General features: G+C 64.5%; 5 protein-coding genes. 3 read left to right on the forward strand and 2 right to left on the reverse strand.

Translation table 11 applies throughout. The features are described from left to right. A partial coding sequence (locus tag EN906_RS20935; protein WP_164777270.1) for an NAD(P)/FAD-dependent oxidoreductase occupies positions 1 to 1,330 on the reverse strand: 1,330 nt, incomplete at its 3' end. 115 nt (positions 1,331 to 1,445) lie between these two features. Next, on the reverse strand, positions 1,446 to 2,390 hold the full coding sequence (locus EN906_RS20940) for a MurR/RpiR family transcriptional regulator (protein WP_127273418.1): 945 nt from the start codon (positions 2,388 to 2,390) through the stop codon (positions 1,446 to 1,448). Positions 2,391 to 2,727: 337 nt separating this feature from the next. On the opposite strand from EN906_RS20940, the gene EN906_RS20945 reads away from it, so the two are divergent. From EN906_RS20945 to EN906_RS20955, 3 genes are all read left to right on the forward strand, one after another. Continuing rightward, positions 2,728 to 3,555 carry an ABC transporter ATP-binding protein gene (locus tag EN906_RS20945; RefSeq protein ID WP_127267334.1) on the forward strand — a complete coding sequence of 276 codons (828 nt, stop codon included), beginning with the start codon at positions 2,728 to 2,730 and terminating at the stop codon, positions 3,553 to 3,555. Then, positions 3,552 to 4,400, forward strand: coding sequence for an ABC transporter permease (locus tag EN906_RS20950; RefSeq protein WP_127267335.1), 849 nt, complete (start codon positions 3,552 to 3,554; stop codon positions 4,398 to 4,400). Before EN906_RS20945 ends, EN906_RS20950 begins: the two co-directional genes overlap by 4 nt. Before the next feature lie 71 nt (positions 4,401 to 4,471). After that, positions 4,472 to 5,635 carry an ABC transporter substrate-binding protein gene (locus EN906_RS20955; RefSeq protein ID WP_127267336.1) on the forward strand — a complete coding sequence of 388 codons (1,164 nt, stop codon included), beginning with the start codon at positions 4,472 to 4,474 and terminating at the stop codon, positions 5,633 to 5,635. Positions 5,636 to 5,637: the final 2 nt, after the last annotated feature.

Raw genomic sequence — 5,637 nt, forward strand, 5'->3', positions numbered from 1 at the left:
TCAGAAGGCCGGTCTCGTCGTCGCCGAAATCGAGGGCGAAGCCGGCGGCGCGCAAGCGGTCGTAAAAAGCCGCGTCGCGCGCCTTGATCACCTCGTAAAGCGCCCGCTGGCCCTTGGGCACCAGCGCGAACGGCGTCGAGGCGACGATCATGTCGGCCTTCTCGGTGGTGATGCCGCGCGCCAGTGCGTCTTCCGAGAAGATCTCGAAGCCGACTTCCATCAGCGTGTCCGATTTGACCACCGTCGTCGGCGAACGCTGGATCATGGTGACCTCGGCGCCGCTTTCCCAGAGGTCGACGCAGACATCGTGGCCGGAGCTGGCCGCGCCGATGACCGCGACTCGTCTGCCGCGGAATTTGTCGCCGCTGGCATACTGGCTGGAGTGCAGCAACTCGCCCTTGAACCGGTCGGCGCCCGGCAGATCGATCCGCCGTGGCGGACCGTAGGCGCCGGTGGCGAAGACGATGTGCTTCGGCTTCAGCGTGATCTGGCGGCCGACGCGGTCGACGACCACGGTCCAGACTTTTTCGGCCTCATCATAGGACGCGCTCAGGCATTTCGTGGCGACCCAGTAATTGAGCTCCATGACGCGCGTGTACATTTCCAGCCAGTCGCCCATCTTGTCCTTGGGCGTGAACACCGGCCAGTTTTCGGGGAAGGGAATGTAGGGCAGATGGTCGTACCAGACCGGATCGTGCAACACGAGCGTGCGATAGCGGTTGCGCCAGGAATCGCCCGGCCGCGCATTCTTCTCGATGACGATGGTGGGCACGCCGAGCTGGCGCAGCCGCGCCCCCAGCATGATGCCGCCCTGGCCGCCGCCGATGACCAGGCAGTAGGGCTGTTCCTCGGTGCCGAGCTCGCGCGTCTCGCGCGCCCGCGCCTCCGACCAGGTCTCGCGCCTGGGATCGGCCTTGTGGCGCACGCCAAGCGGCCGCTTCGCCCCCTTGCGCTCCTCGAAGCCTTTCAGGTCCGTCATTGCCGTGAACAGCGTGCGGCAGCGGCCGTCGCGCAGCCGCATGATGCCCTCTCCCCTGGCCACCGCGGTTTCGAAGCTGAACCACGCCTCGATGGTGCCATCGTCCGAGATCGCCTCGCCGGTCAGTTGCCACGCGCTCGGCTTGGCCGTCGCCAGCGTCGCCGCCAGCATGTCGGCGATCGCCTCGCGGCCTTCCATGGTGGTGATGTTCCAGGTGAAGGTCAGGAGATCGCGCCAGTAGCAATCGTCGACGAACAGGTTGCTCGCAGCGGCCACGTCGCCGGCTGCGAGTGCCTGCGCCAGGGATTCGAGCCATGCGGCTGCCTGTTTCGTCGGTGCTATTTCGAGCATTTCTTTCCCTCTTTGTGCATGCGCCCAATCCAAGTTGGGATCATCAATTGTTGAACTCGGCGCCGCCCCTCATCCGCCTGCCGGCACCTTCTCCCCGTGAACGGGGAGAAGGGAGCTAGTCTCCGAGCGGCTCCATCTCCTTGCCGGTGCGGTGGATCTGGGCGTTGTATTTGATGCGGCGCACGGTCTCGCGGGCCGAACCGTCGAGCTTGTAGGCCGAGGCCACCGCCAGAAGGTCGATCGCCGCCAGGAAGGCGAAGCGCGAGGCCGTCGGCTTCAGCGTGTCGGGATATTCGGGCACCGCCACCGTCAACCTGACGTCGCAGGCGCGGGCGAGTTCGGTGTCGGGCGCGGTTACGGCGATGGCGTTGGCGCGGTAGTGCTTGGCGAGCTCGACGGCCTCGATCACCTCGCGGGTGCGTCCGGTCGCCGAAATGGCGATCACCAGATCGCCCGGCTTGAGCGTCGAGGCGGTCATGCGCATCAGATAGGGGTCGCACTGGGCGCTGACGGTGATGCCGTAGCGGAACAGCCGGTATTGGGTTTCCTGCGCCAGCGCCGAGGAGCTGCCGCCGAGGCCGAACACGGTGACCTGGCGCGCCTTGGCGATCAGATCGGCGGCTTTCTGCAGCTGCGCCGGGTCGAGCTGCCGCTCGGCCTCCTGCAGCGCCCGGCGCGCCTCGCCGAATACGGCGTTCCAGAACGGCATGCCATTGTCATTGCTGACGGAGGGCGACTTGGCCAGATAGAGCGCACCGACGACGAGGCTCTGCGCCAGCTTCAGCTTGAAGTCGCGCACGCCCTCGCAGCCGATGGCGCGGCAGAACCGGGTCACCGTCGGTTCGCTGACCCCGGCGCGCTGGGCAAGGGCGGCGTTGGAGGCGTCGACGGCATATTTGACGTCGTCGAGCACGACATCGGCGACACGCCGTTCGGCCGGGCGCAATTCGCTGTAGGAATCCTTGACCAGCGAGATGATGTCGGGAATGCGCCGGACAGGATCGCGCCCCTCGGTATCCTGGCCTGGAACAGGCTCGTCCTGGCTGCCAGCTTCGTTCATGGGGTCCTGGTCTTTCCCTGGGTTGCGAGGCTGCCGTCTTAGCATGTTTGCACGCCCTGGCTCCACGCGCCCGACCGCATCGCAACCGCAGCGTGTCGTAGGGTAAAGATCACCTTCCTCCGGTCCTCTCCGATCCGTGTCAGTTCCGAAGTATGTAGGAAAGCAACATGCATTTCAAGGCCGCAAAACCGATATTAAAACAAGCAGATAGGCATACTAATCGATTTTCCTGATACGGTGGCCATCGTCGGTGCTTGACAGGAAAGTAGGATAGTTACAGACTGATTTTCGCTGGGGATGAGCCAATGGATCATCGCGCAATCTTCCCGGGGGGCAGATGAATACGGGCGATGCAAAAAAGCCGAAGCTTGGCGTGCAGGCAGCGACCAAGATCTATCACACGGCCTCCGGCGACCTGCTGGCGCTGGACCGCTGCAGCCTAGATGTCAGCGCCAATGAAATCGTCTCGATCGTCGGCCCTTCCGGCTGCGGCAAGACCACGCTCTTGTGGTCGATGTCGGGCCTGCACAGCCTGACCAGCGGCGAGATCCGGCTCGATGGCAAGGCCATCACCGGTCCGCATCCCGATATCGGCATCGTCTTCCAGGAGGCGAACCTCCTGCCGTGGCGCAATCTCGACGCCAACATCCGCTTCCCTTTCGAGATCAAGGGCGAGAAGCCGGACCGGGCGTGGATCGCGCATCTGCTCAACCGGGTCGGGCTCGACGGCTTCGGCGGCAAGTTTCCGCGTGAGCTGTCGGGCGGCATGCAGCAGCGTGCGGCGATCGTGCGGGCGCTGGCGCTGAAGCCCTCGGTGCTTTTGATGGACGAGCCGTTCGGCGCGCTCGACAGCTTCACCCGCGAGGAGATGAACCGGCTGGTCGAGGAGATCTGGCTCGACACCAAGACAACGATCGTCTTCATCACCCACTCGATCGAGGAGGCGATCTTCCTCTCCGACCGGGTCGTGGTGCTGAGCGCCCGGCCGGGCCGCGTCGCCAAGGAATATCGCGTGCCGTTTGCGCGGCCACGCTCGCTGGAGATCATGGCGACGAAGGAGGTCTTCGACCTCACCAACCGTATCAAGATGGACATTGTCGGCGAACGCACGCGGCCAAAAGCGCCGGAGCGCGCGAGCGCCGAGATCGTGAGGATCAGGCCGTGAGCGGAGGCGACGCCATTCCGGAATTCTCCAAATCCAAGTCTGCCGACGGCCACGAGGTCAGCCTGACCAATCTGTCGGCCTTCGCCAGCGGCCCCGGCATCAAGTCGGGCAAGGAGGTGGCGGCCATTCTTGCCGTGGCGGTGATCATCATCGGCGGCATCGAACTGGCGCTGCGGCTGTTCCACGTGCCGCTCTACATCATGCCGCCGCCGAGCTCGATCGCCTATGCGCTGTTCGACGAGTTCCCGCTGATCGCGCCGCATCTCGGCTACACGCTCGTCGAGCTGGTGTCCGGCTTCACCATCGGCGCCATCATCGGCCTGGTGCTGGCCGCCGTCATCACCCAGTTTCCGTTCGCCGAGAAGATCGTCGCGCCCTACATCCTGCTTCTGGTCACCACGCCGATGCTGGCACTGGTGCCGCTTCTGATCCTGCGCTTCGGCTTCGGCTACACGCCGCGCATCATCGCGGTGGCGCTGGCCGCCGGGCCGATGGTGATGATCAATGCCGCCACCGGCTTTCGCCGCGTCGACAGCGCCAAGATCGCGCTGGCACGCTCCTATGGCGCCAGCACCCTGCAGATCTTCTGGAAAATCCGAGCGCCGATGGCGCTGCCGATGATCCTGGTCGGGCTGATGATCGGCGCCATCTTCGGTCTGCTGACCGCGGTCGGCGCCGAAATGGTCGGCGGCGGCTTCGGCCTCGGCAACCGGCTGACCACCTATTCGTCGATGATCCAGATGCCGCAGTTCTTCGCCGTGGTGCTGATCCTGTCGACGCTCGGCATCCTGATCTACGTGCTGTTCTTCCTGATCGGCAAGAAATGGGCGAGCTGGGAGGCTTGAACACAGGGATATGACGGCGCGCCCGGGAGGCGGCGGCAAGAGACTGACATCAAACAAAAAAGGGGAATGCTATGACCAAAGAAAACTCCATCAGCCCGGCGGGCATCAGCCGCCGCTACTTCCTGCAGGTGACCGGCGCCGGGCTGGTGACCGCGACGGCGCTTGGCGCCACCGGCCTCAAGGCCAGGGCCGAACCCTACGGAAAATTCACCTGGATCTCGCCGCGCGGCACGCTCGAAGTGCTCGACGACTATCCCTACTGGGCAGCCAAGAAGGCCGGCTATTTCGATGGGCTGGACACCGACATGCAGCCGGGGCCGTCGGACGGCACCGCGACGGTGAAGTTCGTCGATGTCGGCCAGGCCGATATGGGCTTCCCGTCGCCCGGCGTGTTCTCTTTCGCCATCCAGAACGGCATGAAGCTGAAGTCGGTGTTCCATATGGGCGCCCGCGACACGTTCAGCATCGCCTTCCGCAAGGGCGAGGGATCGAACGATCTGAAGAAGCTGGAAGGCAAGACCATCCTGCTCGGCTCCGCCGCCTGGCAGTCGATCACCGACCCGCTGCTGGCGGCGCAGGGCGTCGACATCAAGAAGGTCAAATATGTCGAAGCCGGCTGGCCGACATGGGGCACGGCTCTTGCCGGCGGCCAGGGCGACGCTGCCCTGTCGTGGGAAGGCCTACGCGCCGAATGGATCGCCAAGGGGCTCGACTTCGAATACTGGCTCGGCGTGCAGAACTCAAAGCTGCCGGCCAATACTTTCGTCGTGCGCGCCGCCGATCTGGAGGACGCCGACAAGAAGGCGTTGCTGGAAAAGTACCTGCGCGGCTGGGCGATGGGCCTCGAATTCGGCTACCAGAATCCCCGCGCGGCGGTCGAAGCGGTGTTCGAGCAGTTCCCGACGCTGGCCAAGAATCTCGGGCCGGAGCTTGGCACCACCTCGATCCTGCAGCAGATCAACGTCTTCCGCGGCGACATGGACAAACGCGGCGGCTGGGGCTCGCACGACATGGCGAGCTGGCAGGGCTTCTTCGACGAAATCCACAAGATCGGCCAGATCACCGCTCCGGTGAAGGCCGAGGATGTCTGCACCAACGATTTGATCGGCCCGGCCAATGATTTCGACAAGGCCAAGGTCAAGGCCGATGCCGACGGCGTCAAGCTGTCGGAAGGTTTTGCCGCGCTCGATGTCGAGAAGATCAAGGCGCATCAGTTCGATTCGGCGGTGAAGTAGGG

Source organism: Mesorhizobium sp. M7A.F.Ca.CA.004.06.1.1 (assembly GCF_003999135.1).
GTDB lineage: Bacteria > Pseudomonadota > Alphaproteobacteria > Rhizobiales > Rhizobiaceae > Mesorhizobium.